The following is a 25,303-nucleotide window of genomic DNA, read 5'->3' on the forward strand; positions in this document are numbered from 1 at the left end:
CCAGCGCGTGGTGCAGGCGGGCTCGGCGCGGGGCGCGGGTGCCGGGGGTGCGGTAGCGGGCGTAGTGGGCGCGGGCCCGGCGCAGGAACGCGGTGCGGCCGCGGCGCGACAGGCGGCCCCGCTTGCCGTGCACCGCCGCCATGTGCTCGACCATCCGCCGGAACATGTGCGGGCGCCACAGCTCGTCCAGGTCGGGGTGCTGGTCGAGGAAGTCGAAGACCCGGTCGTACTGGTCGAAGATGTCGAAGTGCTTGTCGCTGGTCGTGCCGAGGATGTTGCCGGTGCGGCGCTGGCGGTAGTGCAGGCAGACCCGGTCCAGGGTGGCGAGCGAGTCCGCCGCCATCAGGGCCGGGAACGTCCAGGGGACGTCCTCGTAGTAGCCGGGCGGGAAGGTGAAGCCCTCGCGCTCGACGAAGTCCCTGCTGTACGCCTTGTTCCACACCACCATCAGGAGCTTCAGCAGGCTCGGCCGGTCGGCGAGCCGGAAGGTGTCGGGGCCCTCCTGCGTGAGCAGGTGCGCCAGCTGGTTGCGGACCTCGCGGCCGTCCCAGAACGTGCGCGCGTAGTCGAAGAGAAGCACGTCGGGGGAGCCGGTCTCCTTGAGCCGGTCGGCGATCGCCTGGAGCGCGCCGGGCGTGAACGTGTCGTCGGCGTCGAGGAAGAGCACGTAGTCGCCCGTGGCGTGCCTCAGGCCCGCGTTGCGGGCGCGGCCGAGGCCGACGTTCTCGTCGAGGCGCACGGCGCGCACCCGGGCGTCGCGCGCCGCGCACTCGTCGATGATCGCCCCGCAGGCGTCCGGCGAGCAGTCGTCCACGGCGATCACTTCGAGGTCGCTGAAGGACTGCTCAAGGACTGAGGCTAGGCAGGCGTGCAGGTACGCCTGCGCCTTGTACGCGGGGACGATGACACTGAACCGGGGCAAGGTGGCACATCCATGGGTCGGCGTGGGGCTATGTCCGGGCTATGGCCGGGAACGTGCCGCGGCCGGACACGGTCACGCTGGGTGTGGCAAACGGGGGACGGTGTCGACGCGTTGACGGCCCGATCCCCCGAGCTCACGGGGCCGGGACGTCAACTTCGCACCCTACTAAGTCACTTGACGGCCCCCGCCATGACGCCCGACACGAACTGCCGCTGGAAGGCGAAGAACACGGCCAGCGGGATCACCATCGAGATGAACGCCCCCGGGCCGAGCACGTCGACGTTGTTGCCGAACTGGCGCACCTGGGTCTGCAGCGCCACCGTGATCGGCTGGCTTCCGGTGTCCGTGAAGATCAGTGCGACCAGCATGTCGTTCCACACCCACAGGAACTGGAAGATGCCGAGCGAGGCGATGGCCGGGGCGGCCAGCGGCATCACGACCCGCGCGAAGAGGCGAAGCTCGCCCGCCCCGTCGAGCCGTGCCGCCTCCAGGAGTTCACGCGGGATCTCCGCGAAGAAGTTGCGCAGCAGGAACACCGCGAAGGGCAGTCCGAACCCCACATGGAAGAGGATCACGCCGATCAGCGAGCCGAAGATGCCGATGTCGCCGAAGAGCCGGGCGATCGGCACGAGCGCCACCTGCACCGGCACGACGAGCAGCCCCACCACGACCAGGAACCACCAGTCGCGGCCCGGGAACTCCATCCACGCGAACGCGTATCCGGCCAGCGCGCCGATCACGATGACCAGCAGCGTCGCGGGCACGGTGATGAGGATGGTGTTGAGGAGGGAGTGGGTGATGTCGGAGTTGTGCAGGAGGTTGCTGTAGCTCTGGAAGGTCAGCTGGGACGGCTTGCCGAACACCTTCCACCAGCCGCTCGCCGCCATGTCCCGCGGCGAGCGCAGCGAGGACAGCAGCAGCCCCACCGTCGGCACCAGCCACAGCGCGCCGACCAGGACGAGGAAGAACTGCACGAGGCCGCCGCCCGCCCGGTCGGCGACCCGGCCCGCGAAGGACCGCCCGGTACGGGCGGTGCCGCCGGGCGCGGCCGCCCTCGCGGCGGAGGTCACGTCCGTGTCCGTCGTCGTCATCGTCGGGTCTCCCGCCGCAGGCGCCGCATGTTGAACCACATCACCGGGATCACGAGCAGCAGCAGGAGCACGGCGATGGCGCTGGCCAGCCCCTCGTTGCCCTCGTTGAACGCGGACCGGTACAGCTGAAGGGCCAGTACGTTGGCGTCGTCCTGCGTGGAGCCCGGCGCCGTGATGAAGATCAGGTCGAAGATCTTCAGCACGTTGATCATCAGCGTGACGAGGACGACGGCCAGCACGGGCGCGAGCAGCGGCACGGTGACCCGCCGGAACACCTGCCACTCGTTGGCACCGTCCACGCGCGCCGCTTCGAGCAGCTCACGCGGCATGCCGGCGAGCCCGGCGCCGATCAGCACCATGGCGAACCCGGCCCACATCCACACGTACGCGACCATGATCGAGGTCGTCACGATGTTGAGGTACAGGTCGAAGCCGCCCAGGTGGATGGTGAAGAACTTCTTGTCGCCGAGCCACTCGACGCCGTTGAACGGCTCCCTGAAGTTCGACGTGGGCAGCCGCAGCCGCGCCCCGTCGGCGGCCGCGGGCAGCGTGAACGTACCGTCGGCCGCCGCCTTCGTCGAGGCGACGACCTTGCCGCCCTTGACGGCCTCGACGCGCATCCCGGAGTAGCCCAGCTCGCTCGGGTCGACCTTGTTGACGGCCCCCGCGCCCTTGCCGAGCGTGAAGTCCTGCCAGAGCGTGCCGGTGACCTCGCCGGGCGTCGCGGCGGGCCGTCTCGCCGGTTTCGCGCTGTCCGGCATCTTGTCCGCGGCGACGCCGACCAGCGGCAGCAGCACCGGACGCCCCACCCGCACGGGCTCCTTGGTCAGGAACGGACCGCCGGCCGGCCCGGCGATCCCCGCGTTCGGCCTCGGATGCGCCTGCGGGAAGGCGGAGGACGGGGCGAACAGGTCGTGCACGGACGTCGTGACGGCGTTCGCCGCGCCCTTGGCCGGATCCTGGTCGTAGACGAGACGGAAGATGATGCCCGCGGCCAGCATCGAGATGGCCATCGGCATGAAGACGATCAGCTTGAACGCCGTGCCCCAGCGGATGCGTTCGGTCAGCACCGCGAAGATCAGACCGAGCGCCGTGGCGACCGTCGGGGCGAGCACCACCCAGAAGATGTTGTTGTTGATCGCGGTCTTGGTGTCGCTGCGTGTGAACAGCGTCTGGTAGTTGTCGAACCCGACGAACGAGTGCCCCGCCGAGTCGAAGAAGCTGCGCACCACCGAGTACCCGATCGGGTACACGATCAGCGCGCCGAGCAGGACGAGGGCGGGCAGGAGGAAGAGCAGCGCGACCGTCCTGCGGGTGCCGGTCACGCTCCTCCGGCTCATCGGGCCGCCCGGGTTCTTGTGGGGCCGTTTCGCGGGCCCGGGGGCCGCGGCGACGGGGGCTGCCATCGCGCCTCAGTCCTTGAACGCCTTGGCCGCGTCTACCTCCAGGTTGTGCTGGGTGCCCGCGATGTCCTTCGGGTTCTTCAGGAAGTCCTGGAGGTCCTTCCACTCGCCCTTGCCGGGCGTGCCGCCGAACGCCTGCGGAGCCTGGTCGGACATGTCGAAGCGGAAGTCGTCGCCCGAGCCGACGAGGGACCGGGCGATCCTGCGCTGCACCGCGTTCGGGTAGGCGGAGAAGTCGACGTTCTTGTTCGGTGACAGATATCCGCCGAGCTTGGCCTGGATGGTCGCGGCGTCGGGGGAGGCGAGGAACGTCACGAGTGCCTGCGCGGCCTTGGAGTCCTTGAGGATCACGGCGGCGTCACCGCCGCTGACGACAGGGGCCTGGCCGGAGCCGACGGCCGGGAACGGGAACACCTTCGCGTCGGTTCCGATCCTGGCCTTGGTCTGCTCGATGTTGACCTGCGCGAAGTCCCCTTCGTAGACCATCGCGGCCTTGGGCTGCGCGCCTCCGGTGAAGGTCTGCTCCACGGACTTGGGGAACGCGGTCTGCAGCGCCCCGTCCGGGCCGCCCGCGATGAACTGCTTCTTCCCGAAGAGCTGCGCGAGGGTGGTGAGCGCGTCCTTGACGGACGGGTCGGTCCACTTGATCCGGTGCTTGGCGAGTTGGTCGTACTTCTCGGGACCGGCCTGGGAGAGATAGATGTTCTCGAACCAGTCGGTGAGCGTCCAGCCGTCGGCGCCGCCCACGGAGACGGGAGTGACCCCGGAGTCGTAGACGGCCTGCGCGGTGGCCAGGAACTCCTTCCAGGTCTTGGGCTCCTTGGCACCGGCGTTCTGGAAGACCTTGGCGTTGTACCAGACCAGGGACTTGTTGGCGGCCTTGTAGTACGCGGCGTACTGCTTGCCGTCGACCTTGCCGAGGTCCTGCCAGCCCTTGCTGTAGTTCTTGGCGATCTGCGCCCGGGCGTCCGCGCCGAGCGGCTTGGCCCACTTCTTCTCGACGGCCTGCTTGATGGCGCCGGGCTGCGGCAGCATGGCGACGTCCGGCGGGGCGCCGCCCGCCACCTTCGACCCGAGGAAGTTGATGATCGGGTCCTGGGCGGGCACGAAGGTGACCTTCGCACCGGTCCGCTTCTCGAACTCGCCGAGCACCTGCTTGAAGTTCTTCTGCTCGTCGCCCGTCCAGACGGCGGCGACGGAGATCGAGGCGCCGTCGAGCTTGGGCAGCTTCAGGGTGGAGGTGGAGGCGGACGCGGTACTCCCGCCGTCCCCGCCTCCGCTTCCCTTACCGTCGCCACCGCCGCCGCACGAGGTGACGGCGAGCGCCAGAGAGCCGACGACCAAGGCGACGGCGGCCGTGCGAAGAGCTCTGGGTGTACCAGACGTGCCAGACGTACCAGACGTGCCAAGAGTGCTGCGCATCCCTGCCCCGTTCTCGTCCTGAACGTTGAACGTGCGTACCACCGAGGACCGTTCTCGTGCGCTCTGGTCTACGCCCGTCACCACCCTGCGGCAAGAGCGCCTGCGGGGCGGGGCGGTTGATCGTGACGGTGTCGTGATGGGCACCGCGTCGGGGTGGCTGGTTCGGGGGCGGGCGTGCGGTCTTGTGTCGGCTGGTTCGGTGGTGGGCGTGCGGTCTTGTGTCGGCTGGTTCGGTGGTGGGCGTGCGGACTTGTGCCGGCTGGTTTGGTGGCGGGTGTGCCGCGTTGGGGCGGCCGGTTCGGTGGGGTGTGCCGTCTTGGGCCGTCTGCCGCCCGGGGCGGCAGGGTGGGCAAGGCGGCGCCCCCGGTGCGGCGCGAGGCGGGCCCGGGGCCCGGCCCCGCCGTGGCGAGAGCCAGCCCGGCGCGGGGCGGACGCCGACCACGGGCCGGACCCCACCGCCTGGCACCGGTCAGAGCAGCGACGGCACCCGCGGCGCCGAGACCGAACGCGCCGCCCGCTCCAGCGCGCTGGCGAGCAGCGCCAGATCCGTGGGCCCGTTCCCCAACTCCCGTACGGGACGCCGATCCGGCGGATCCCCCATCCGCGCCCAGTCCAGCGCGACGACGGTCGGCCGCTGCGTGGCGGTCCGCGGAATCCGGCCCGTCACCCGCCCCGCCTGCACCCCTACGTCCCGCCCGTCGACTCCCCGCAGCACCCCACGGCCCGGCCCGACGGCCTCGTCCGTCCCGGAGAGCACCACCCGGGGCCCCGGCCCCCACCCCGGCGCCCCGCCGGAGGCGAACGCCGCGACGAGATGCACACCGAGCCGCTCCCCGTCACGGATCACGGCCTCCAGCGCCCGTACGACGGACCCGGCCGCCGGTCGCCCCGGCGAGCCGAGCGGCGGCGCGAGCAACGCGTCCAGGTCGTCCACGACCACCACCAGCCGCGGCAGCGGCGAGGCGGTCTCAGCCTTCGGCCGCGCCCCACCGGGCCGCAGCCGCATCGTCGAACTCGGCGGAGCCTCCAGGTCACCGGCGCCGACGGAGCCCCCCGAGCTCCCCGAGCCCGCCGGGCCCACGGAGGCCGACGTGGGCGCGGTGCGCTGCGCGACCATCCGGTCCGACACGGCGCGCTGCGCGTGCCATTCGGCGAAGTCCGTACGTCCTGTCAGCTCGGCCCGTCGCTTCAGCTCGGTCGACAACGACTGGGCGAACTCCCGCATCCGTACGGGATCGTTGGCGCCCAGGTGCGTGGTGACGTGCGGCAGATCCGTACAGACCCGCAGCCCGTCGCCGCCGCCCGCCGCGCTCACCGTGCTCTGCCCGTCCATCAGGACGATGCCGAGCCGGTCGGGCCGCTCGGCGGCGGCGAGCGACGCGGCGACCGCGCGCAGCAACTCCGTACGGCCACTGCCCGCGGGCCCCTCGACCAGGAGATGCGGCCCCTCGGCCGCCAGGTCCACACCGACGGGGCCGCGCGGCCCCGCCCCGAGCACCGCCCACACCCGGCCGCCGGACGCCCGCGGGTCGTCCGCCGCCGCGGCCCAACGCGCCATCAGCGAAGCCGGAGTGGCACGGGCAAGGCCCAACTCGTCGAGCAGCCGGGCCGCTTGGGGCAGCGGCGCCGACACGCGCGCGTGCCCGCCGCCCGGCTCGGCGTGCGCGTCCGTACGCAGCGGGGCGAGCGCCCGCGCGAACCGCTCCGCCCAGGCGACCGAGACGGCGTCGACCGCCGCCATCGTGCCGTGCCCGACGAGTTGCCCGTGCGCCGCGCGGTGCAGCCGCAGCGCCGTCGCCACGTCGCCGCTGAGCAGCGCCACCGCCCCGCACGCGCGGAACGCGGGCGTCTGCGCGCACGCCTCCTGGTACGTCGCTGAGGCCGGGGAGGCGGGGGTGGCGGCGGGCGTCTCGGCCAGGCACACCACATGGATCCCGGCGGGCCCGCCCTCCGCGGCGAGCCGCACGGTCGCCTCCCGCAGCGCGGCGGAACCGGGGTCGCCGTCCACGACGACCACGGTCGACGTGACCGCGGGCGCGGCGGACGGCGCTTCGGCGGTGCCGGACGCCTGCGCGGGCACCGCCACGGGCCCCGTCTGCGCGGGGATCAGCGGCGCGGCGGAGACCGGCCGTCCGGGGCGCAGCCCGGCCGCGTGGTCGTCGAGGCGGCGCAGCAGCTCACCGGTGCGGGCGAGCGCCTGCTCACGGTCGTAGGCGAGCAGCAGCCGGCAGTCCTGGCCGTGCGCCGGCCGGACGTGCGGCAGCCAGCCGAGCCAGGACCACTCGGCGACCCGCTGCTCGACCGGACGGGACCGGTCCGCGCTGATCAGGACGAGCTCCAGGCGGTCCGGCGCGTGCAGCGCCGCGAGCTGGGCCAGGACGCACCGTGCCAGCCCGGCAAGACGCCCGCGCGGTCCGGCGAGGCCGAGCGCCCCGGCCTCGGCGAGGCCCACGGTCACCGGGACCGCCGAGAGCCTCCCGGCCCCGTCGGGCGTCGAACGGTCGGCGGTCCCGATCCGCACCGCCAGCGCCTCGGGGTGACCGGGCCCGCGCTCCCACAGCCGGGGGCCGGGGCCGAGCGCGGTGAGCAGGACGGCGGCGGGGTCGGGCCACGTCTCGGCCACAGGCTCGGGCGGCGGCGGCTCGTGGTCAGGGGGCCCGGCGGGCGACGCCACGGGCGCCTGCTCGTCCGGTGCCTCTCCCCGCCTGCCGCCGCGCCGCAGCAACCGCCCGATTCCACCGCGGCGCCGCGGTTCACGGGGCAGCTCGGTACCCCGCGCCGGGGTTCTCGCGCGCGCGTGTTCGGCATCCGGCGACCCGCCCTGCTCCGGTACGACGGCCGGCGCCCCACCACCGGCAGCCTCGGCGTCCGGAACGGCCCAGGAGGCATCCCCGTACGCGTGCTCGGTGGGGCTCTCGCCCGCGTGCCCCGTACGGCCGTCGTCGCCCTCGCCGGGGACGACCCGCACGTGCCCCTCGCCGTCCGGCGCCGTACCGACCTGCCAAGGCCGGGCCGGGCCGCCCGGCGCCGCCACGCGCAGCGCGGATTCGCCGAGGCGGAGCAGGGCGCCGGGGGGCAGGGAGACGGGGCGGTCGGCCACGGGGCGGCCGTCGAGCGTCGTGCCGTTGGTGGAGCCCAGATCGACCACCGACACCTGTCCGTCCGCGGCCAGGGTCACGGCGCAGTGCAGGCGGGAGACGTCCGGGTCGTCGAGTGACACGTCGGCCTCCGTGGAGCGGCCGACGCGGATCTGCCCGCCGTGCAGCAGATGGACGCCGCCCGCGTCCGGCCCCGCCACCACGTGGAGCTGGGCCGCGCCCGCGTCCGGGTCGGGCCCCGGGTCGGTCGGGGCGCCGAGCGAGAGCACCGCCCCGTCGGTGAGCGGCGGCTCGCCGAGCAGGCAGCGCTGCGGGTCGATGCGCTCGGTGCCCGCGTACAGCACGGACGACGGGGCGTCGCCGCCCGCGACGGTCGCGATCAGCGCGGAGGCCACCGCGGCGAGCGCTGTGCCCGCCGGCGCGGTGACCAGTACGTCGCGCGCGAGCGCGGCAGCGGCGGCAGGGCGCGTGCCCAGTGGGTCTACGACGGTAAGCCGGATGTGCATCGCCGTCTGGGTCCCTTCTGCGCGGGCGCCCGGGACGGGGCCGCCCGCGGTCCCCCACCGCAGATCCCCCACCACTACGGGCACGTCAGCCAGTGCTGAAGGCATCCTCGCACCTGCCACTGACACCTCGCCCGCCCCCCACCCGTAAGTGATCTTGATTGGTCGGCTCTGCCCGTAAAAGTTCCGACGTGGTTCGGATCGCTCACGCGGCTCACGCGGCTCACGCGGCTCACCCGGCTCGGGCGGCTCACGCGGTGCGCACACCGCAGCGCGGCAACCAATCCGCCCGCTCACACGTCTTCTCGTCGAACGTGAGTCTCTCGCGGCCCGTACCGCCCGGTCTCGCGCGCAGGCGCGGTGGCGCGGTGGCACGGAAGATCGACAGTCGGTAACGGTGCCGCCGCCACTACAGTGGACCGGAACACCCGGGACCGGGGAGACCAGGAAAGTACCGAAGCAGGGAGCGCATGACGTGCGGCCGGTAGGCAGCAAATACCTGCTCGAGGAGCCCCTCGGGCGCGGCGCCACGGGCACCGTCTGGCGAGCCCGCCAGCGCGAGACCGCGGGCGCGGAGGCGGCCGTCGCGGGCCAGCCCGGCGAGACGGTCGCCATCAAGGTGCTCAAGGAGGAGCTCGCCAACGACGCGGACGTGGTGATGCGCTTCCTGCGGGAGCGCTCCGTCCTGCTCCGCCTCACGCACCCCAACATCGTGCGCACCCGCGACCTGGTCGTCGAGGGCGAGTTGCTCGCCCTGGTCATGGACCTGGTCGACGGGCCCGACCTGCACCGCTACCTGCGCGAGAACGGCCCGCTGACGCCGGTCGCCGCCGCGCTGCTCACCGCGCAGATCGCCGACGCCCTGGCCGCCAGCCACGCCGACGGTGTCGTGCACCGCGACCTCAAGCCCGCCAACGTCCTGCTGAAGCAGGACGACCAGGGCATGCACCCGATGCTCACCGACTTCGGCATCGCCCGTCTGGCCGACTCCCCGGGCCTGACCCGCACCCACGAGTTCGTCGGCACACCCGCCTACGTCGCCCCCGAGTCCGCCGAGGGCCGCCCGCAGACCAGCGCCGTCGACATCTACGGCGCGGGCATCCTGCTCTACGAGCTGGTCACCGGCCGTCCGCCGTTCTCCGGCGGCAGCGCCCTGGAGGTGCTGCACCAGCACCTGAGCGCCGAACCGCGCCGCCCCTCCACGGTCCCCGACCCGTTGTGGACGGTCATCGACCGCTGCCTGCGCAAGAACCCGGACGAACGGCCCAGCGCGGAGAACCTCGCGCGCGGGCTGCGTACGGTCGCCGAAGGCGTCGGTGTGCACGCCGACAGCGCGCAGATCGCCGCCGCCGAGGGCGTGGGCGCCCTGCTCATGCCGGACCCGGCCCCGGCGCAGGTCCCGGGCATGGGCGCGAGCGACCCGAACGCGGCGACCACCGTCATGCAGAACCCGCCGCCCGGCGGCCCGGGAACCGACGCGGACCCCACCGCGGTGCTCCCCGGCACCGGCACCGGCGCAGCCGACCCGACCGCCGTGATGCCTCCGGTGCCGCCGGGCCCGCCCGGCCAGGCGGCGCAGAACCCGGCGGAGCCCGAGGGCCCGCACCCCTGGCAGAGCCAACTGCGCGCGGCCCGCGACCGCAACGAGCAGACGCAGGTCCAGTACCTAGACCCGGGCCAGGACCCGCTGCGCCACCGCCCGCAGCGCCAGGTGGCGCGCCCCCAGCAGCAGCCCCGGCAGCAGCCGCAGCAGCCCTACGGCCGGCCCCAGGCACAGCCGTACGGGCAGCCCCAGGGCCAGTCGTACGGCCAGCCCCAGGGCCAGCCGTACGGCCAGGGGCCGGGCCAGGGCGGGCAGTACGCCCCCCAGCCCCAGCCCCAGCAGCAGCGCCCCGCGCCGCAGCCCCAGCAGTACGCGCCGCCCCAGCAGCCCCAGCGGCCGCCCCGCGAGGAGCGCCCGCCGCGCGAGCCGCGCCGCCGCGGCGCCAACCCGATGAAGATTCCCGGTCTCGGCTGCCTCAAGGGCTGTCTCTTCATGATCGTGATGCTCTTCGTGGTGAGCTGGCTGGTCTGGGAGTTCACGCCGCTCCAGGACTGGATCGGCACCGGCAAGGGCTACTGGGCTCAGCTCTCCGACTGGTTCTCCACGGTGACCGGCTGGATCGGAGACCTGGGCGGCAAATCCGGCAACTGACGCCGTGCGGCAGCAACCGAACGGCGATGTTGGAGATTTGTCGACATCCAGCGGGTGATTTCCCCCTCTGATGCGTTGGTTGGCGTCCGAGCCGCGTAGCTTGGGCGCCAACACGCATCTGTAGGAGCAGTCTTGGCACGGAAGATCGGCAGCCGGTACACCGCCCACCAGATCCTGGGCCGCGGCAGTGCGGGCACGGTGTGGCTCGGCGAGGGCCCCGAAGGCCCTGTCGCCATCAAACTGCTGCGCGAGGACCTGGCCTCCGACCAGGAGCTGGTCGGCCGCTTCGTCCAGGAGCGCACCGCCCTGCTGAGCCTCGACCACGCGCGCGTGGTCGGTGTGCACGACCTGGTGGTGGACGGGAACGACCTCGCTCTCGTCATGGACCTCGTCCGCGGTACCGACCTGCGCACCCGTCTGGAGCGCGAGCGCCGCCTGGCGCCCGAGGCCGCGGTCGCCGTCGTCGCGGACGTCGCCGAGGGGCTCGCCGCCGCGCACGCCGCCCAGATCGTGCACCGCGACGTCAAGCCGGAGAACATCCTCCTGGACATGCAGGGCCCGCTCGGCCCCGGCGGCGCGCACCCCGCCCTGCTCACCGACTTCGGCGTGGCCAAGCTGATCGACACCCCGCGCCGCACCCGCGCGACGAAGATCATCGGCACTCCGGACTACCTCGCCCCCGAGATCATCGAGGGCCTGCCGCCCCGCGCCGCGGTCGACATCTACGCACTCGCCACGGTCCTGTACGAGCTGCTGGCGGGCTTCACCCCGTTCGGCGGCGGTCACCCGGGCGCCATCCTGCGCCGCCATGTGACCGAGACGGTCGTGCCGCTGCCCGGCATCCCCGACGAGCTGTGGCAGCTGCTGATCCAGTGCCTGGCCAAGGCCCCGGCCTCCCGGCTGCGCGCCTCCGAGATGGCGGCCCGGCTGCGCGAGCTGCTGCCGATGCTCGCCGGGATGGCCCCGCTCGACGTCGACGAGCCCGAGCAGCAGGCCCCCGACCAGCCGGAGCCCGCCCCCGCCGAGCCGACCGCCCCGGCCGCGCCCCGCAGCGGCGCGGTCCCGCTGGTCCCCGGCGCGGCCTCCGCCGACGCCGCCAACCGTGACACCCACACGTCGATGCGGGTCCCCGCGCCGGACGAGCTCGCCGGGGGCGCCCGCGGCACCGCCCGCGCCCCCCGGGCCACCGGCGCGCCCCGTCCGGGCTCGGCCCGTAACCGCCACGCCTCGCGGCGGCGCCGCGTCGCGCTGGGCGTGGCCGGGGTCGTCCTCGCGGCCGCCGCGGGCGGCGGCATCTGGGCGGCGACCTCCTCGGGCTCGGACGGGTCCCCGCCCACGGACAACACGAACTCGGCCCCGGCGGCCCCGTAGCCCCGTAGCCCCGGGGGCCCGGAGCCACGGGCCCCGGAGAGGGCACCCCACCGCACCCGGAACGGATCACTTGCACCAGCCGTTAGGCTGGTCTCGTGGCAGTCGTCGATGTTTCCGAAGAGCTGAAGTCCCTCTCCTCGACCATGGAGTCGATCGAGGCCGTCCTGGACCTCGACAAGATGAGGGCAGATATCGCCGTGCTCGAGGAGCAGGCGGCCGCGCCGTCCCTGTGGGACGACCCGGAGGCGGCGCAGAAGATCACCAGCAAGCTGAGTCACCTCCAGGCGGAGGTGCGCAAGGCCGAGGCGCTGCGCGGTCGCATCGACGACCTGGGCGTGCTCTTCGAGATGGCCGAGGAGGAGGACGACCCGGACACCCGTGCCGAGGCCGAGTCCGAGCTCACGTCCGTCAAGAAGGCGCTGGACGAGATGGAGGTCCGCACTCTCCTGTCCGGCGAGTACGACGCCCGCGAGGCCATCGTCAACATCCGCGCGGAGGCGGGCGGCGTCGACGCGGCGGACTTCGCCGAACAGCTGCAGCGCATGTACCTGCGCTGGGCCGAGCGCCACGGCTACAAGACCGAGGTCTACGAGACGTCGTACGCCGAAGAGGCCGGCATCAAGTCGACGTCCTTCTCCGTCCAGGTCCCGTACGCGTACGGGACGCTCTCCGTCGAGCAGGGCACGCACCGACTCGTGCGCATCTCGCCCTTCGACAACCAGGGCCGCCGCCAGACGTCCTTCGCGGGTGTCGAGGTGCTCCCGGTCGTCGAGCAGACCGACCACATCGACATCGACGAGTCGGAGCTGCGCGTCGACGTCTACCGCTCCTCGGGCCCCGGCGGCCAGGGCGTCAACACGACGGACTCCGCGGTCCGCCTGACGCACATCCCCACCGGCATCGTGGTCTCCTGCCAGAACGAGCGCTCGCAGATCCAGAACAAGGCCACGGCCATGAACGTCCTTCAGGCCAAGCTCCTGGAGCGGCGCCGCCAGGAGGAGCAGGCCAAGATGGACGCGCTCAAGGGCGACGGCGGCAACTCCTGGGGCAACCAGATGCGTTCCTACGTCCTGCACCCGTACCAGATGGTCAAGGACCTGCGCACCGAGTTCGAGGTCGGCAACCCGCAGTCCGTGCTCGACGGCGAGATCGACGGCTTCCTGGAGGCCGGTATTCGCTGGCGCAAGCAGCAGGAGAAGTAAGCCGAGGTCAGTGCGATTTGTCGACAAGGCAACTGCCGCCCGAAAGGCGGCAGTTGCCTTTTTACATCACATTCACATCTTGGTACGCCGGTCAACTCACGCTATTTCGGGCATTGCGCGCGCAACGACCTTGACGATGGTGCGAAAAGTCGGAAGGGTTGCGCGCGGCATGCGTATCTGTGGGGCGCGTGTGAACGGGGGCAGCGGGTCGAGTGCGATCGCTGTAGCCCCCGTTCGGTGCCGGCCCCTGGCGCTGCTCCATTGACGATTGGCTACTGGGGGTAGCAGACAGATGACCAAGAAGACGCGCGTCCGTGTGGCGCGCATAGCCGCTGGTGCGGTGATCGCTGCGGGTGCGTCGCTGACGGCCGCGGGTGCGGCGTCCGCTGCGGGCGGGGACATACTCAACTTCTCCATCAACGAGAAGACTGACGATCAAGGGTCGAACGGCAACGTCCACGCCGACAGCGACTGCGTGCCCGGCACCAGCGCCGACGGCTGCCCGACGGGCGACGGCTCCGGTAACGGCACTGGGAACGGCTCCGGCGACGGCACCGGTGACGGCTCCGGGAACGGTACTGGGAACGGCACCGGTGACGGCACCGGCGACGGCACTGGGAACGGTACTGGGAACGGCTCCGGCGACGGCTCCGGGAACGGTACTGGGAACGGCACCGGCGACGGCACCGGTAACGGCTCCGGTAACGGCACCGGTGACGGTACTGGGAACGGCTCCGGCGACGGCACCGGTAACGGCACTGGCGACGGCACTGGGAACGGTTCCGGTAACGGCACCGGCGACGGTACTGGGAACGGCTCCGGTAACGGCACTGGCAACGGCACCGGGACCGGCACCGGCGACGGCACTGGGAACGGCTCCGGTAACGGTACTGGCAACGGCACCGGGACCGGCACCGGGACCGGCACCGGCACCGGCAACGCCGGGGGGAGCAACAACACGAACCCCGACGGCAACAACAACCCCGTCGAGCAGGGGCACGGCAAGGACAGCCTTCAGGACACCGGCAACGCCCCGGTGGCCCAGCAGACGGGCAACCAGGGTGCCCACAAGTCCGGCGGCCAGCTCGCCGAGACCGGTGCCGGTGGTACCACTCTGCTCCTGATCGGCGCCGCGACCATGATCGCGGGTGGCGTGGGCTTCCGCCTGGTGCCGCGCCTCGCCGGCAACCGCGGTGGCGGTGCCGCCGCGTGACGTCACGCTGACCCGGCGTACATGCTGAGGGCCCGGAGCCACCTGGCTCCGGGCCCTGCTGAGTCCCTGAGGCTCGAGAGAGAAGGCCGGCTAAACCGTCTGATGCGCCAGCAGCGCCACGGCGGCCACGAGCACGGCCACCAGTACCACCAGGGCCATCGGGCTCAGGGCGGCGAGCGGGTTCTGCTCCTTCAGCCGCTCGCGGTTGGCCCGGCACACCGGGCAGCGCCCCTCGGCCACGGGCGCCGCGCAGTTCGCGCACACCAATCGGTCATAGGTCATGCGCTGGTCCTCCTCCCGCGCGGCGGAGCCGTCTCATCGGTTCTCTCCGCTCAACGCTCAGGGAAACGCATCCGTTCCCCCTACCACTGTGCCAGTTCGCGGGAGTTTCGGCGCGTCCCGCTCCCCAGGACCGTCACCGACGAGGCACGGAATTGACATAGGGCCGACATAAACGACACGTGACGCGCACGACACCTGGACAAAACACTCAACCGGGTACGGCGCCTGCGCTCCGCGCACCGGTTCGCGTATGGTCACGCACACCTACCCCGGCGACCCCCCCTAGCCACGAGGCGCACCGTGATCCGATTCGACAACGTCTCCAAGGTCTACCCCAAACAGACTCGGCCCGCCCTCAGGGATGTCTCCCTGGAGGTCGAGCGGGGCGAGTTCGTCTTCCTGGTCGGCTCGTCCGGCTCCGGAAAGTCGACGTTCCTGCGGCTGATTCTGCGCGAGGAGCGGGCCAGTCACGGTCAGGTGCACGTGCTGGGCAAGGATCTGGGCCGCGTCTCCAACTGGAAGGTCCCGCAGATCCGCCGCCAGCTGGGCACGGTCTTCCAGGACTTCCGGCTGCTGCCGAACAAGACGGTCGGCGAGAACGTCGCCTTCGCGCAGGAGGTCATCGGCAAGTCCCGCGGCGAGATCCGCAAGTCCGTGCCCCAGGTGCTCGACCTCGTGGGTCTGGGCGGCAAGGACGAGCGGATGCCCGGGGAACTGTCCGGTGGTGAGCAGCAGCGCGTGGCCATCGCCCGCGCCTTCGTCAACCGTCCGAAGCTGCTGATCGCCGACGAGCCGACCGGAAACCTGGACCCGCAGACCTCGGTCGGCATCATGAAGCTGCTCGACCGCATCAACCGCACCGGAACCACCGTCGTGATGGCCACCCACGACCAGAACATCGTGGACCAGATGCGCAAGCGCGTCATCGAGCTGGAGAAGGGCCGCCTCGTCCGCGACCAGGCGCGCGGCGTCTACGGCTATCAGCACTGAGAAGTACCAGAAGTACCAGAAGTACCAGAAGTACCAGAAGTACCAGAAGTACCGAGAGTAGCTGCGAAAGGCTCTGTCAGCGCTATGCGTGCCCAATTCGTTCTGTCGGAGATCCGCGTCGGACTGCGGCGCAATCTCACGATGACCTTCGCCGTCATCATCTCGGTGGCCCTCTCGCTCGCCCTGTTCGGCGGCTCGCTGCTCATGAGCGACCAGGTCAACCAGATGAAGGGCTACTGGTACGACAAGGTCAACGTCTCGATCTTCCTGTGCAACAAGGGGGACGCCGAGTCCGACCCGAACTGCGCCAAGGGCCCGGTCACGGAGGAGCAGAAGAAGCAGATCCTCGCCGACCTTCACAAGATGAGCGTCGTGGAGAAGGTCCAGCACGAGTCGCAGGACGAGGCGTACAAGCACTACAAGGAGCAGTTCGGCGACTCCCCGCTGGCCAGCTCCCTCACCCCCGACCAGCTCCAGGAGTCCTTCCGTATCAAGCTGAAGGACCCGGAGAAGTACCAGGTCATCGCGACGGCGTTCAACGGGCGGCCGGGTGTGCAGTCCGTGCAGGACCAGAAGGGCGTGCTCGACAACCTCTTCCGGCTGCTGGGATACCTCAACTGGGCCGCGGGGGCGGTGATGGCGGTGATGCTCGTCGTGGCGCTGCTGCTGATCGTGAACACCGTGCGGGTGTCCGCGTTCAGCCGGCGCCGCGAGACCGGCATCATGCGCCTGGTCGGCGCTTCCGGTTTCTACATCCAGGCGCCGTTCATCATGGAGGCCGCGGTCGCGGGCCTGATCGGCGGCGGCATCGCCTGCGTCTTCCTCGCGGGCGGCCAGTACTTCGTGATCGACCACGGCATCGCGCTCTCCGACAAGCTCCAGTTGATCAACTTCATCGGCTGGGACGCGGTCCTGAAGAAGCTGCCGCTCATCCTGGCGGTGAGCGTCGTGATGCCCGGCCTGGCCGCGTTCGTGGCGTTGCGCAAGTACCTGAAGGTGTGACGAGAGTCCTTCCCTCCCGAGGGCGCCGTACGGTCCAACCCGCCGTGCGGTGCCCCTTGTTGTCCTAGACTCACGGCCATGTCAGGTCCGGACAAGAATTTCTGGCCCCGTCGCGCAGGCCGCGGGGCCGCCCTGACATTGGTCTTCGCGAGCGTCCTCGCCACGGGCGCCGTGACCGGCTCCTGGCCCGACGGCGGCGGGAAGCACGTCGGCCACGAGGAGCGCCCGGTCGCCGACGTCCGCGAGCAGCCCCTCGACGACGCGAGCCGGGCCGCCCGCGAGGCCATGTCCGAGGGCAAGTCGCCCCAGCAGAGCGCGCAGGCCGCCGACGAGGCCGTCAGCCGCAGCGGCGACCGCTGGGGCGCGGTGTACTCCGAGGCCGAGTACGAGGAGTTCGAGCAGTCGCTGGACGGCGAGTACACCGGCGTCGGCCTGTGGGCCCGGCGCACCGCCGACGGCCGCATCCAGGTCACCGGTGTGCGAGCGGGTTCGCCCGCTCGCGCCGCCGGGATCCGCGCGGGCGACCGGCTCACCTCGGTCGACGGCCGCCCGGTCACCGGCCGCCCGGTCACCGAGGCCCTCAGCCTGCTGCGCGGCGAGCGCGCGGGCACCACCGTCCGTGTCGGCCTGAAGCGCGGCACGCGCGCCTGGATCCGGACGCTGCGCCGCGCCAACCTGTCGACGGACTCCGTGGCGGTCACGCATCCCACCCGCGACACCGTACTGATCAAGGTCTCCGCGTTCACCAGGGGCACCGGCGCCCGTATCGCCGAGGCGGTGCGTACCGCACCCGCGCGCGCGGGTGTCGTCCTCGACCTGCGGGGCAACTCCGGCGGCCTGGTCACCGAGGCGGTCACGGCGGCCTCCGCGTTCCTCGACGGCGGGCTCGTGGCCACCTACGACGTACGCGGCGAGCAGTGCGCCCTGCACGCCAAGCGCGGCGGTGACACCGCCAGACCGCTGGTCGTGCTCGTCGACGGCGGGACGATGAGCGCGGCCGAGCTCCTCACCGGCGCGCTGCAGGACCGTGGCCGCGCGGTCGTCGTGGGCTCCCGCACCTTCGGCAAGGGCTCGGTCCAGATGCCGAGCCGGCTGCCCGACGGCTCGGTCGCGGAGCTGACCGTCGGCCACTACCGCACTCCGTCGGGCCACAGCGTCGACGGCCGGGGCATCACGCCCGACCTGGAGGCCGGCGACCGGGCCCTCGGCCGGGCGGAGACAGTATTGAGTGGCCTCGGGCACCCCTCGTAGTGCGAAAATGGCCAGCACTATGGCCAAGGGAATGTACGTACCGAAAGAGTCCCAGCCCAAGCAGGGCAAGAAGGGCGCGGCGTCCGGCAAGGACAAGGACGGCGGACGCAAGATCGTCGCGCAGAACAAGAAGGCGCGCCACGACTACCTGATCATGGACACCTACGAGGCCGGGATCGTGCTCACCGGCACCGAGGTCAAGTCGCTGCGTCAGGGCCGGGCCTCCCTGGCGGACGGCTTCGTCCAGATCGACGGGCACGAGGCGTGGCTGCACAACGCCCACATCCCGGAGTACAGCCAGGGCACCTGGACCAACCACGCGGTGCGTCGCAAGCGCAAGCTGCTGCTGCACCGGGACGAGATCGACAAGCTGGAGGCCAAGTCGCAGGAGACCGGTCACACGATCGTGCCGCTGGCCCTGTACTTCAAGGGCGGCCGGGCGAAGGCCGAGATCGCGCTGGCCAAGGGCAAGAGGGAGTACGACAAGCGACAGACGCTGCGCGAGCAGCAGGACCGCCGGGAGTCGGACCGCGCCATCGCGGCGGCCAAGCGGCGCCAGCGGGCACGCGAGCGCTGACGGGCCGCCGGGTGCGGGGGTCGGACGCCGGGTCCGGACGCCGGGTCCGGACGCCGGGAATAGGCTGGCACCGTCGGGCGTTGGTCACGTACGATGGCACTCGTCTTCCACCGAGAAGACACCGGGCCGCGAGGTCCAGCTTGAAAACACAACATGGGGATGATCGGTTTCGACAGCGGCTGTCGAAGCAGGGGAAGCGTGTCGAGGAAGCGGCAATGATCTCGTTAACCATATGTCGCAACCAATAATCGCCAACACCAAGCGCGATTCCTTCGCCCTCGCTGCCTAAGTAGCGACTTGCGAAGTGTCAGCCCGGGGCTGTTCCCGACCCGGATCCTGGCATCAGCTAGGGAACTAAACCTTGATCCCGGTCACGGGGTGAAGAGGGAAATCAAACAGTGACTGAGCCCGTTCCGGACTTGTCTGGGTGATCCGGAGGGCCGAGAAAATCGCACCAGACTGCACACGGAGAAGCCCTGATTCCGCACCGTTGGACGCGGGTTCGATTCCCGCCATCTCCACCACCCCATGTAGGAGACCCCGGGTCTGCGATCCTTTCGAGGAGATTCGCGGGCCCGGGGTCTTTCGCGCATGTTTCAGTGCGCTACGCGGGCGCCGCCTCCCGCCGCAAGGCCCGCACGCCGCGTGCGTAGCCGAGCAGCGCGGGCGGCAAGGCGCAGGCCGCCGCCGCGAGCGGCACCGCGTACGCGGCCGTCGGCCCGGCGTGCTCCACCATGGTGCCGCCCAGGGCCGAGCCGCAGGCGATGCCGCCGAGCAGGGCGGTCACCGCCAGCGTCATGCCCTCGTTCAACTGGCCCTCGGGCGTGAGCCGTTGGATCAGGGACATGCCCGTGACCATCGTCGGTGCCGTCGCCATGCCGGCGACCAGGAGCGCCCCGCCGAGCGCGTACAGGGAGCCGGTGAGCGCCGCGGCGAGCAGCGGCAGCGTCATCAGCGCCGCCATCGCCGCCACGCAGAGCGGATGCCTGCGCTCGGGCGGACCGGACGGCTTCACCGCCCCGTACACCAGGCCCGCCATGCAGGAGCCCGCGGCTTGCAGCGCCAGGACGGCGCCCGCCCACGCCTTGTGGCCGTGTGCGTCGGCGAAGGCGACCGTGGTCACTTCCAGGGAGCCGAAGATCGCGCCCGTGGCGAGGAAGGAGGCCAGCAGGGGCGGCATGCCACGCGCGCGTAGCGGCGTCTTCGTCTCCCGCGTGCGCGCGTGCGCGGGTGGTTCGGTCGCCCGTTGCGCGGCGAAGGCCAGTACGCCGGTCACCATGAGCGCGATGCTGACCAGGGTGCCCGCCTCGGGGAACAGGGTCCCGCACAGCAGGGCGGCGATGGCCGGGCCGAGCATGTAGCACAGCTCGTCCACGGCCTGCTCGAAGGAGTTCGCGGTGTGCAGCGCCTGCGGCTCGTCCTTGAGCAGGTGCGCCCACCGTGCCCGTGACATGCCGCCCGTGTTGGGCGTGGTGGCCGACGCCAGATACGTGGCGAACAGAGTCCAGTCGGGCGCCCCGAAGTGCACGCACAGCAGCAGCGCCAGCGAACCGCAGGCCGATATCAGCGTGGCCGGGACCGCGACCCTGGCCTGCCCGAGGCGGTCCACCAGGCGGGCCGTCCAGGGGCCCACGACCGCGTTCGCGACCAGGCCGCTCGCGGTGACCGCGCCCGCGAGCGCGTACGAGCCCCGCACGCCCGAGATCATGGTCACCGCGCTGATGCCGAACATCCCCTGCGGGAAGCGTGCGATGAGGTTGCTGACTGTGAAGGCGCGGGCGCCGGGGATCGTGAACAGACGGGTGTACGAGGCCGTCCTCGTGGTGGCGGTGGGCATGCGATGAGCATCGCCGCAGGTCACGTACGGGGTCCAACACTTACTCGGTACCCATTCACGCGCCTGTGTTGTAAGTTCGCGCGGTGCCCGCACCCTCGCGCGACCTCGAACCCCGCCTCCTGCGCGCCTTCCTCGCCGTCGCCGACGAGTTGCACTTCACGCGCGCCGCCGCCCGCCTCTACGTCGCCCAGCAGGCGCTCAGCCGCGACATCCGGCGCCTGGAGCGCGAGGTGGGCGCCACGCTGTTCGTGCGCACGACCCGGCAGGTGGCGCTCACCGCGGACGGCACCCGGCTGCTGCCCTACGCGCGGCGGGTGATCGAGGCGCACGACGAGCTGGTCGCCGCGTTCGCCGGGGCCGCGCCCGAGGCCCGGCCGCTGCTCGTCGACGTCAACAGCCCCGGGCTCGTGCACGAGCGGGTGCTCGTGGCGGCCCGTGAACTCGCCCCGGAGCACGAGCTGATGGCCCGCTACGAGAGCGGACTGACCGGTGCCGCGGCCGAACTGCTCGCCGGTCGGCTCGACGCGTCCTTCGGCCGGTTCGCCGGGCTCGACGCGGCGGTGCGGGAGCGCCTGGCCCAGCAGCCGGTCCGCTACGAGCCGATGGCGATCGTGCTGCCCCAGGACCATCCGCTGGCCGCGCTCGACGCCGTGCCGCTCGACCGTCTCGCGGGCGAGTCCGTCTACGCGGGCGCCGGGAACCCGCGCACGCCCGAGTGGACCGACCTCGCGCGGCGGCTGTTCGCGGGGCGCGGCATCGAGGTGGCGCCGCCCGCGCCGCTCGCCGTCGGCGAGGAGGAGTTCCGGAGGATCATGGCCAAGTACCGCAACCCCGTCCTCACCGGCGTGGACTTTCCCGCGATGCCGGGGTCGGTGCAGCGGCCACTGGTCGACCCGGTGCCGCTGTCACCGATCTCCCTGGTGTGGCGCAAGGGACGTCGGCACCCGGGGATCGACGCCCTGCGCGCGGCCGCTGCCGCCCTCGCCGCGGAGCACGGATGGCTGGAGCGGCCTGCCGGTGCGTGGCTGCCGGAGGCGGACGCGCGGGTCATGGGGGAGTGAGGGCGCGCCTCACCGTGTGCCGCGCACCGGGGTGAGAGCAACGTTCCCCGCCGGTCACCCGGCGCCACAGTCCGGAAACCAGCCCTCCCTACCTTCGGTCGCATCGACACGCGAACCGTGAGCTGGATGAGCTGGAGGCGCTATGGCCGACCGGAGTCGAACCTGGATCGAACAATGGGACCCGGAGGACGAGACGTTCTGGGAGACGGAGGGCAGGCGCGTCGCCCGCCGGAACCTGACCTTCTCGGTGCTGTCCGAGCACATCGGGTTCTCCGTGTGGAGCATGTTCTCCGTCCTCGCGCTGTCCATGGGCCCCGCCTACGGCATCGACCCCGCGGGCAAGTTCTTCCTGGTCGCCGTGGCCTCGCTGGTCGGCGCGGTGCTGCGGGTGCCTTACGGCTTCGCGGTCGCCCGGTTCGGCGGCCGTAACTGGACGCTGTTCAGCGCGAGCCTGCTGCTCGTGCCGACGCTGGCGCTGCTGATCTTCATGCGGCCGGGCACCTCGTACAGCACCTTCATGGTGATCGCGGTGTTCACCGGGGTCGGCGGGGCGAACTTCGCCTCCTCCATGACCAACATCAACAGCTTCTACCCGCAGCGCCTCAAGGGCTGGGCGCTCGGCATGAACGCGGGCGGCGGCAACATCGGCGTCGCCGTGGTCCACCTGATGGCGCTGCTCGTCATCGGGGTGGCGGGCGCCGGGCACCCGCGCGTGCTGCTGGCGATCTACGTGCCGCTGATCGTCGTCTCCGTGCTGCTCAGCGCGCGGAACATGAACAACCTCGGGCCCGTGCGCAACGACACCGGCGCGGCCAAGGAAGCCGTGAAGGAGGCGCACACCTGGATCATGTCGTTCCTGTACATCGGCACGTTCGGCTCGTTCATCGGCTACAGCTTCGCCTTCGGGCTCGTGCTGCAGAACCAGTTCGGCCGCACTCCGCTCCAGGCCGCCTCGATCACGTTCATCGGCCCGCTGCTCGGCTCGGTGATCCGGCCGATCGGCGGACAGCTCGCCGACCGGCTCGGCGGCGCCAAGGTCACGCTGTGGAACTTCGCGCTCATGGCCGTCGCCGGGCTCGTCGTCGTCATCGCGTCGACGCGGGAGTCGCTGCCGCTGTTCATCACCGGGTTCATCGCCCTGTTCGTGCTCACCGGGATCGGCAACGGCTCCACGTACAAGATGATCCCCGGCATCTTCGGCGCGCAGGCCGCCGCCCGCGGCATGACGGGACAGGAGGCGCTCACCTACACGCGGCGGCTGTCCGGCGCTTCCATGGCGCTGATCGGCGCCGTCGGGGCGCTCGGCGGACTCGGCATCAACCTGGCGCTGCGCCAGTCGTTCCTGAGCGTGGGCTCCGGCACCGGCGCGTTCGCCGCGTTCCTCGGCTACTACGTGGTGTGCTTCGCGGTCACCTGGGCCGTATACCTTCGCGGTGGCGCCACGGACGCCGTCGCGGCGCCCACCGCCCAGGCCGAGCCGCGACGCGACCTCGCCGAGGTGGGAGGGCGCGGCGCGTAACACCGCCGCAATCATGTCGATCCGAGCCTGTCACGGGGCGTTGACAGGCTCGGACGACGAGATGACGAGATGACGACGACGTGACGACAACGCGAGCGCGATCACCAGCGGGAGCAACAGCGCGAGCACCAGTACCAGTACGAGCGCCAGTACGAGCGCGAGCACCAGTACCAGTACGAGTGCCAGTACGAGCACGAGTACCGGTACGAGCACGAGTACCAGCACGACCGCCGAGCGGGACGAGAGCCAGCATGGACGACGAACAGCGCACCGAAGGACCCGGGCGGCCCCAGGTGTCCGGGGACCGGCACGGGCCGCTCTCGGGCTTCACCGTGGGGGTCACCGCCGCGCGCCGCGCCGACGAGCTGGGCGTACTGCTGCAGCGCCGGGGCGCCGCAGTGGTGCACGCGCCCGCCCTGCGCATCGTGCCTCTGGCCGACGACGGTGAACTCCTCGACGCCACCAAGCAACTCGTCGGCCACGCTCCCGACGTCGTGGTCGCCACGACCGCCATCGGCTTTCGCGGCTGGATCGAGGCGGCCGACGGCTGGGGGCTGGGCGACGAACTGCTGCACCGGCTGCGCGGCGTCGAGCTGCTCGCGCGCGGGCCGAAGGTGAAGGGCGCCATCCGCGCCGCGGGCCTGACCGAGGAGTGGTCGCCCGAGTCGGAGTCCATGGCCGAGGTGCTCGACCGGCTCCTGGCGGAGGGCGTCCAGGGCCGCCGCGTCGCGGTGCAGCTGCACGGCGAGCCGCTCCCCGGTTTCGTGGAGGCGCTGCGGGAGGCGGGGGCCGAGGTGGTGGGCGTGCCGGTCTACCGGTGGATGCCGCCGCAGGACCTCGGCCCGGTCGACCGGCTCCTGGACGCGACGGTGGCCCGTGGCCTGGACGCGCTGACGTTCACCTCGGCACCGGCGGCCGCCTCGCTGCTCGGCCGCGCGGAGGAACGCGGCATGCTGCCCGAACTGCTGGCCGCCCTCCACCACGACGTGGTCCCGGCATGCGTGGGCCCGGTGACGGCGCTGCCGCTGCAGGCGCGGGGCCTGGACACGGTGCAGCCGGAACGGTTCCGGCTCGGCCCGCTGGTGCAGCTGCTGTGCCAGGAACTCCCGGCACGCGCGCGTACGTTGCCGGTCGCCGGGCACCGGGTGGAGATCCGCGGCCAGGCGGTCCTGGTAGACGGCGTGCTGCGGCCGGTGCCGCCGGCGGGCATGGCGCTGCTGCGCGCGCTGGCGCGGCGGCCCGGATGGGTGGTGGCCCGCGCGGAGCTGCTGCGCGCGCTGCCCGGCGCGGGCAGCGACGAGCACGCGGTGGAGACGGCGATGGCCCGGCTGCGCACGGCCCTGGGTACGCCGAAACTGATCCAGACCGTGGTCAAGCGGGGCTACCGGCTCGCGCTCGACACGGCGTCGGACGCGAAGTACGCGGACGACTGACGGGTGGCGTCAGGCGCCCGGGATCCGATGGACGTCGTACTCTTCGAGGTCCGCCAGGAGGCCCGCGGGGGCGGGGGAACTCATACGTCGCGGCGGGTGCGTATCGTGCGGCCATGCTGATCACTCCCGACATCCACCTGCGCCGCGCCGTCCCGGCAGACGCCCAGGCGCTCGCCGACGCGCTGCGGCGCAACATCGACCACATGCGCCCCTGGGAGCCCTACCGCGCGGACGACTACTACACGGCGCAGGCGCAGGCCGCCCGGATCGCCGAGCCGAACCAGGTGACCTGGCTGCTGTTCGACCGGTCCGCCGGGGGACGGGTCGTGGGCCGTGTGGCGCTCAGCTCCATCGTCCTCGGCCCACTGCGCAGCGCGAGCCTCGGCTACTGGGTCGACGCCGAGTACGCGGGCCGGGGCCTGATACCCGCCGCCGTCGAGGAGGTCTGCCGCGCCGCCCGCGAGGAGCTGGGGCTGCACCGCGTCGAGGCGGGCACCCTCACGTACAACAAGGCGTCCCAGCGGGTGCTGGCCAAGTGCTGCTTCACCGAGTACGGGCTCGCCCCCAAGTACCTGCACATCGACGGCGAGTGGCGGGATCACGTCCTCTTCCAGCGCCTGCTGCACGACGATCCGCCCGCGCACCTCCCCAAGTAGCCGCGCGGCGGGCACTGTAGAAGGCATGGCAGCAGTACCCGCACGGTCCCCGGCCTCCCCCTACGAGCTGCGGTACGACTCCGGACGCGTCTGCCTGGACCTGGTCGCCACCGCTCACCCCCATGAACGCCTCACCTCACCCGACCTGTTGCGCGCCTGGCTCGTCGGCGCCGGGCTCGTCCCGCGTGCCACGGCCCCGCCCGTCTGCGCCCCGTCCTGGCTGGCCGCCTTCCGCGTGCTGCGCGGCCACGTCAGCCGGTCGGTCCGCGGCGAGCT

At 71.9% G+C, this 25,303-nt stretch carries 21 protein-coding genes and 1 other RNA gene; 14 read left to right on the top strand and 8 right to left on the bottom strand.

Annotated elements, in window-relative coordinates; genetic code table 11:
• From OFY01_RS31895 to OFY01_RS31915, 5 genes are all read right to left on the bottom strand, one after another.
• The coding region (locus OFY01_RS31895) for a glycosyltransferase family 2 protein (RefSeq protein ID WP_266605888.1) at positions 1–922 on the bottom strand (922 nt) is incomplete at its 3' end.
• A gap of 170 nt (positions 923–1,092) precedes the next feature.
• Positions 1,093–2,013, bottom strand: coding sequence for a carbohydrate ABC transporter permease (locus OFY01_RS31900; RefSeq protein ID WP_266605890.1), 921 nt, complete (start codon positions 2,011–2,013; stop codon positions 1,093–1,095).
• Positions 2,010–3,338: a carbohydrate ABC transporter permease gene (locus OFY01_RS31905; RefSeq protein WP_323135589.1), complete on the bottom strand. Its 1,329-nt coding sequence runs from the start codon at positions 3,336–3,338 to the stop codon at positions 2,010–2,012. The genes OFY01_RS31900 and OFY01_RS31905 overlap by 4 nt, the downstream gene beginning before the upstream one ends.
• 87 nt (positions 3,339–3,425) lie before the next feature.
• On the bottom strand, positions 3,426–4,838 hold the full coding sequence (locus OFY01_RS31910; protein ID WP_266605894.1) for an ABC transporter substrate-binding protein: 1,413 nt from the start codon (positions 4,836–4,838) through the stop codon (positions 3,426–3,428).
• A 469-nt stretch (positions 4,839–5,307) separates the two neighbouring features.
• Positions 5,308–8,442, bottom strand: coding sequence for an FHA domain-containing protein (locus OFY01_RS31915; RefSeq protein WP_266605896.1), 3,135 nt, complete (start codon positions 8,440–8,442; stop codon positions 5,308–5,310).
• Between the two features lie 472 nt (positions 8,443–8,914).
• On the opposite strand from OFY01_RS31915, the gene OFY01_RS31920 reads away from it, so the two are divergent.
• The 4 genes from OFY01_RS31920 to OFY01_RS31935 all read left to right on the top strand — a co-directional run bounded on the left by OFY01_RS31920 (position 8,915) and on the right by OFY01_RS31935 (position 14,419).
• Positions 8,915–10,633, top strand: a complete 1,719-nt coding sequence (locus tag OFY01_RS31920; RefSeq protein ID WP_266605898.1) for a serine/threonine-protein kinase — start codon at positions 8,915–8,917, stop codon at positions 10,631–10,633.
• Between the two features lie 132 nt (positions 10,634–10,765).
• Positions 10,766–12,004, top strand: a complete 1,239-nt coding sequence (locus OFY01_RS31925; RefSeq protein WP_266605900.1) for a serine/threonine-protein kinase — start codon at positions 10,766–10,768, stop codon at positions 12,002–12,004.
• 95 nt (positions 12,005–12,099) lie between these two features.
• Complete coding sequence (gene prfB / locus OFY01_RS31930) at positions 12,100–13,206, top strand: peptide chain release factor 2 (protein WP_266605902.1); 1,107 nt, start codon at positions 12,100–12,102, stop codon at positions 13,204–13,206.
• Between the two features lie 292 nt (positions 13,207–13,498).
• Entirely contained in the window at positions 13,499–14,419 is a 921-nt protein-coding gene (locus OFY01_RS31935) for a hypothetical protein (RefSeq protein ID WP_266605904.1), read from the top strand.
• Positions 14,420–14,509: 90 nt separating this feature from the next.
• On the opposite strand, the gene OFY01_RS31940 is transcribed toward OFY01_RS31935, so the two are convergent.
• A complete protein-coding gene (locus OFY01_RS31940) occupies positions 14,510–14,701 on the bottom strand; it encodes a hypothetical protein (RefSeq protein WP_266605906.1) in 192 nt (63 codons plus the stop codon).
• A gap of 300 nt (positions 14,702–15,001) precedes the next feature.
• Between OFY01_RS31940 and ftsE the strand changes: the two genes are divergently transcribed.
• The 5 genes from ftsE to ssrA all read left to right on the top strand — a co-directional run bounded on the left by ftsE (position 15,002) and on the right by ssrA (position 19,045).
• Entirely contained in the window at positions 15,002–15,691 is a 690-nt protein-coding gene (gene ftsE, locus OFY01_RS31945; protein WP_266605908.1) for a cell division ATP-binding protein FtsE, read from the top strand.
• Between the two features lie 84 nt (positions 15,692–15,775).
• On the top strand, positions 15,776–16,693 hold the full coding sequence (gene ftsX / locus OFY01_RS31950; protein WP_266605910.1) for a permease-like cell division protein FtsX: 918 nt from the start codon (positions 15,776–15,778) through the stop codon (positions 16,691–16,693).
• 78 nt (positions 16,694–16,771) lie between these two features.
• Positions 16,772–17,944 carry a S41 family peptidase gene (locus OFY01_RS31955; protein ID WP_266605912.1) on the top strand — a complete coding sequence of 391 codons (1,173 nt, stop codon included), beginning with the start codon at positions 16,772–16,774 and terminating at the stop codon, positions 17,942–17,944.
• Positions 17,945–17,975: 31 nt separating this feature from the next.
• Positions 17,976–18,521, top strand: coding sequence for an SsrA-binding protein SmpB (gene smpB, locus OFY01_RS31960; RefSeq protein ID WP_266605914.1), 546 nt, complete (start codon positions 17,976–17,978; stop codon positions 18,519–18,521).
• Positions 18,522–18,676: 155 nt separating this feature from the next.
• Positions 18,677–19,045, top strand: a transfer-messenger RNA (tmRNA) gene (gene ssrA / locus OFY01_RS31965).
• Positions 19,046–19,125: 80 nt separating this feature from the next.
• Here the strand turns inward: ssrA and OFY01_RS31970 are convergent.
• Positions 19,126–20,358, bottom strand: coding sequence for an MFS transporter (locus tag OFY01_RS31970; protein WP_266605916.1), 1,233 nt, complete (start codon positions 20,356–20,358; stop codon positions 19,126–19,128).
• Positions 20,359–20,441: 83 nt separating this feature from the next.
• Between OFY01_RS31970 and OFY01_RS31975 the strand changes: the two genes are divergently transcribed.
• Positions 20,442–21,419: a LysR family transcriptional regulator gene (locus tag OFY01_RS31975; RefSeq protein ID WP_266605918.1), complete on the top strand. Its 978-nt coding sequence runs from the start codon at positions 20,442–20,444 to the stop codon at positions 21,417–21,419.
• 142 nt (positions 21,420–21,561) lie between these two features.
• Positions 21,562–22,938, top strand: coding sequence for a nitrate/nitrite transporter (locus tag OFY01_RS31980; protein WP_266605920.1), 1,377 nt, complete (start codon positions 21,562–21,564; stop codon positions 22,936–22,938).
• A 30-nt stretch (positions 22,939–22,968) separates the two neighbouring features.
• Here the strand turns inward: OFY01_RS31980 and OFY01_RS31985 are convergent, their stop codons facing one another.
• Entirely contained in the window at positions 22,969–23,163 is a 195-nt protein-coding gene (locus tag OFY01_RS31985) for a hypothetical protein (protein ID WP_266605922.1), read from the bottom strand.
• 26 nt (positions 23,164–23,189) lie between these two features.
• On the opposite strand from OFY01_RS31985, the gene OFY01_RS31990 reads away from it, so the two are divergent.
• From OFY01_RS31990 to OFY01_RS32000, 3 genes are all read left to right on the top strand, one after another.
• Positions 23,190–24,371, top strand: coding sequence for a uroporphyrinogen-III synthase (locus OFY01_RS31990; protein ID WP_266605924.1), 1,182 nt, complete (start codon positions 23,190–23,192; stop codon positions 24,369–24,371).
• A 113-nt stretch (positions 24,372–24,484) separates the two neighbouring features.
• A complete protein-coding gene (locus OFY01_RS31995; protein WP_266605926.1) occupies positions 24,485–25,027 on the top strand; it encodes a GNAT family N-acetyltransferase in 543 nt (180 codons plus the stop codon).
• 25 nt (positions 25,028–25,052) lie between these two features.
• On the top strand, positions 25,053–25,303 hold a 251-nt coding region (locus OFY01_RS32000), incomplete at its 3' end, for an ABATE domain-containing protein (RefSeq protein WP_266605928.1).

The sequence above is a fragment of the Streptomyces beihaiensis genome, from assembly GCF_026274175.1.
GTDB lineage: Bacteria > Actinomycetota > Actinomycetes > Streptomycetales > Streptomycetaceae > Streptomyces > Streptomyces beihaiensis.

Bases quoted from the DNA above. Each gene is read 5' to 3' on its own strand.
- ftsX (WP_266605910.1), top strand. From the start codon at position 15,776: ATGCGTGCCCAATTCGTTCTGTCGGAGATCCGCGTCGGACTGCGGCGC.
- OFY01_RS31935 (WP_266605904.1), top strand. From the start codon at position 13,499: ATGACCAAGAAGACGCGCGTCCGTGTGGCGCGCATAGCCGCTGGTGCG.
- OFY01_RS31915 (WP_266605896.1), bottom strand. From the start codon at position 8,442: ATGCACATCCGGCTTACCGTCGTAGACCCACTGGGCACGCGCCCTGCC.
- OFY01_RS31940 (WP_266605906.1), bottom strand. From the start codon at position 14,701: ATGACCTATGACCGATTGGTGTGCGCGAACTGCGCGGCGCCCGTGGCC.
- OFY01_RS31910 (WP_266605894.1), bottom strand. From the start codon at position 4,838: ATGCGCAGCACTCTTGGCACGTCTGGTACGTCTGGCACGTCTGGTACA.
- OFY01_RS31970 (WP_266605916.1), bottom strand. From the start codon at position 20,358: ATGCCCACCGCCACCACGAGGACGGCCTCGTACACCCGTCTGTTCACG.
- OFY01_RS31990 (WP_266605924.1), top strand. From the start codon at position 23,190: ATGGACGACGAACAGCGCACCGAAGGACCCGGGCGGCCCCAGGTGTCC.
- OFY01_RS31995 (WP_266605926.1), top strand. From the start codon at position 24,485: ATGCTGATCACTCCCGACATCCACCTGCGCCGCGCCGTCCCGGCAGAC.
- OFY01_RS31955 (WP_266605912.1), top strand. From the start codon at position 16,772: ATGTCAGGTCCGGACAAGAATTTCTGGCCCCGTCGCGCAGGCCGCGGG.
- smpB (WP_266605914.1), top strand. From the start codon at position 17,976: ATGTACGTACCGAAAGAGTCCCAGCCCAAGCAGGGCAAGAAGGGCGCG.
- OFY01_RS31980 (WP_266605920.1), top strand. From the start codon at position 21,562: ATGGCCGACCGGAGTCGAACCTGGATCGAACAATGGGACCCGGAGGAC.
- OFY01_RS31900 (WP_266605890.1), bottom strand. From the start codon at position 2,013: ATGACGACGACGGACACGGACGTGACCTCCGCCGCGAGGGCGGCCGCG.